The sequence below is a fragment of the Streptomyces sp. OZ13 genome, assembly GCF_052068155.1.
In the GTDB taxonomy this organism is placed as follows: domain Bacteria; phylum Actinomycetota; class Actinomycetes; order Streptomycetales; family Streptomycetaceae; genus Streptomyces.
In genome coordinates, this window is sequence record NZ_JBQHCZ010000044.1 from 1 (window position 1) to 3,400 (window position 3,400).

Here is a 3,400-nt window from a genome sequence, read left to right on the forward strand (position 1 = left end):
AGCGAGTTGCGCGTCCGTGCGGATCTCGACACCTCGGGGACGTCCCTTCGGCTGTGGGTCGCCGATCCGGCGGGCGGCCCTGTTCTGTCCGGTCGTCTCGACCTGCGCGAGGTGACCGCCGACCAGATCCGTGCCTCGACCTCGGTCGACCACCTGTACCGGGTGGAGTTCCAGCCGGTCACGGTCGGCTCTCAGGCACGTGACGCCGAGCGGCTCGTGATCGACGCGCGGAACTGGTCGGGTTCGGTGACGGAGGTCGCCGCGCGTGGACTGGCCGAACTCCAGCAGGCGTTGGCCGGCGACACGGTCGAGATCGTGCTGGTGACCCGTGGCGCGGTCGGCGAAGACGCCACGGACGTGGGCCAGGCGTCGTTGTGGGGCCTGGTGCGGTCGGCACGCAGCGAGCACCCGGAGCGGGTGATCCGCCTGATCGACACCGACACCCAGGACCTGACATCGGCCCTGCAAGTGGCGGACGAACCCGAGCTGACCGTCCGCGCAGGCCAGATACTGGCCGCCCGCCTGGTCCGGACATCGGCAGACGCCGACGCGCAGACCCGCGGCCTGGATCCTGCCGGCACCGTCCTCATCACCGGCGGCATGGGGGAGTTGGGTCAGGCTCTGGCCCGTCACCTGGTCCACGAGCACGGCGCGCGCCGTCTGGTGCTGACCTCACGCCGTGGCGCCGACGCACCCGGTACCGAGGAGCTGGTGGGGGAGCTGACCGCCGCCGGTGCCGACCATGTCGAGGTCGTCGCCTGTGACGTGGCCGACCGCGCCCAGGTCCGGACCCTGCTCACCGGCGTGGACACCGCTCACCCGTGGACCGCTGTGTTCCACCTTGCCGCTGTCCTGGACGACGGACTCCTCACTGACCAGACCCCTGACCGTCTGGCCCGCGTCCTGGCCCCGAAGACCGAGGGTGCGCTGCACCTGCACGACCTCACCCGTGAACTCGGCCTCGACCTGGCCGCGTTCGTCCTCTACTCCGGCGCAGCCGGGGTGCTGGGCACCGCCGGCCAGAGCAACTACGCCGCTGCCAACACGGCGCTCGACGCGCTCGCCGCGCTCCGCCGCAGTCAGGGCCTGGCCGCGACCAGCCTCTCCTGGGGCCTGTGGCAGCAGGCCGGGAACGGCGGCATGACCGCCCATCTCGGCCAGGCCGAACTCGCCCGGATGCGCCGCCAGGGCATCGCCCCACTGCCCGTTGCCCAGGGTCTGCGGCTCCTCGACCGGGCGCTCCACGGCCGGGACAGCCACCTCGTACCGGCCGTTCTCGACCTTGCGGCGGTCCGGCGGGAAGCGGAGAAGAGTGGTGCGCTCCCTGCCCTGCTCCGTGTGCTGGTCCGGCCGCAGCTGCGCCGGGCGGCCGGCCGGACCGGCGACGTTCCGTCGTCCCTGCGCGACGAGCTGGCGACCTTGCCGGAGACACAGCGTGCACAGCGCGTCCAGCACGTGGTCCTCAGCGAACTGGCTGTGGTCCTCGGCATCAGCGACATCTCCGGCCTGGGACCGGACCAGGTGCTCAAGGAACTGGGTCTGGACTCGCTGATGGCGGTCGAGCTGCGCAGGCGGCTCGCCGCGGCCACCGGCACCACATTGCCCGCCACCCTGGTGTTCGACTATCCGACCCCCGGCGCCATCACGGACCTGGTGATCGACCGGCTGGGTATCGCCGCCGACGCCGGCCGGCAGGAACCGTCCCCCGACAGCCCTCCCGCCGTACTGGACTGGGTCCTCCAGCGCCTGTCCGCCGATCAGCTGCACCGCAGCGGCCTGCTCGACATGCTCGTCGACCTGGCGAACAGGGAGAGCGGGAACGGCACCGCCGACCCCTCCGTCACCACCCTCCGGCCCTCCGACGCCCCCCGCCTGGAGGAGCGGTCGGTCGATGACATCAACGCCGAACTCAACGCCTTCCTGGAAGCCGCAGGCGCAGGCGACTGAGAGGACCCGTCGCTTTCCGCCCCGAAGACGCTGCCCCATTTCCGCTGACGTTTGTTTAGGGAACCGCAGAGATGACTAACTCGAATCAGGCTCAGCTGGAACGCGCCCTGCCCGCCATCCGCCTCCTCCAGAAGCGCGCGGCGGATCTCGAGGCCCGCTTCCACGAGCCGATCGCGGTCGTGTCGATGGCGTGCCGACTGCCGGGCGGCATCGACACACCCGAGGGTTTCTGGCAGCTGCTGGCAGAGGGGCGGGACGTCGTCGGGGAGTCTCCGTCGCACTGGGACGGCCTGGACTACTACGACCCCGATCCCCAAGCCGTGGGCAAGAGCTACTCCCGCGAAGGCGGATTCCTCGACGGTGTCGAGGACTTCGACGCCGCGTTCTTCGGCATCAGCCCGCGCGAGGCCCAGTCCATGGACCCGCAGCAGCGCCTGGTGCTGGAAGCGTCGTGGGAGGCGCTGGAGCGCGCCGGCATCCGGCCCGGCACACTCACCGGCAGCCGCACCGGCGTCTACCTCGGCACGATGAGCACCGACTACGGCAACCACCAGGGCCACGACCTCGACGCCCTCGACGGCTACGTGAAGACCGGCAACGCGAGCAGCGTGGTGTCGGGACGCGTGTCCTACGCGCTGGGCCTGCAGGGCCCCGCCGTCACCATCGACACCGCCTGCTCCTCGTCCCTCGTCGCCCTGCACCTGGCGGCCACCGCGCTGCGGCAGGGCGAGTGCGACCTCGCCCTCGCCGGCGGCGTGACCGTCATGTCGACCCCCTCGCTCCTCGTGGAGTTCAGCCGCCTCAAGGGCATGGCCCCCGACGGCCGCTGCAAGAGCTTCTCCGCCTCGGCAGACGGCGTCGGCTGGGCGGAGGGATGCGGCGTCGTACTCCTGAAGCGGCTGTCGGCCGCCGAACGGGACGGCGACCGCGTCCTGGCCGTGATCCGCGGCTCCGCGGTCAACCAGGACGGCCGCAGCCAGGGCCTGACCGCCCCCAACGGGCCCTCCCAGCAGCGCGTGATCCAGGACGCCCTGGCCGCCGCCCGCCTCGCACCCGCGGACATCGACGCGATCGAGGCACACGGCACCGGCACCTCGCTGGGCGACCCGATCGAGGCCGGAGCTCTCGCCGAAGTCTTCGGCGAGCACCCCGTGTTCCTCGGATCGTCGAAGTCGAACCTCGGGCATGCGCAGGCCGCCGCCGGCGTGATCGGCGTGATGAAGATGGTCCTCGCCCTCCAGCACGAGACGCTGCCCCGCACCCTGCACGCCGACGAGCCGAGCCCCCACGTCGAGTGGGACGACAGCGGCCTTGTCCTGCTCCAGCAGCCGCAGCCCTGGAACAAGGGCGAGCGGACCCGCCGGGCGGGTGTGTCGTCGTTCGGGTTGAGCGGGACGAATGCGCATGTGGTGTTGGAGGAGGCTCCGGCGGTGGTGCCGGTGGAGTCTTCGGA

General features: G+C 71.6%; 2 protein-coding genes. Both read left to right on the forward strand.

Annotated features, from left to right (window positions below; all coding sequences use genetic code 11):
* Positions 1-1,947 (forward strand): type I polyketide synthase (locus tag ACTMTU_RS35980; protein WP_441267633.1); only part of this gene is annotated, 1,947 nt, incomplete at its 5' end.
* A gap of 116 nt (positions 1,948-2,063) precedes the next feature.
* Positions 2,064-3,400, forward strand: a 1,337-nt coding sequence (locus ACTMTU_RS35985) for a type I polyketide synthase (RefSeq protein WP_441267634.1), incomplete at its 3' end; no start/stop codon positions are given.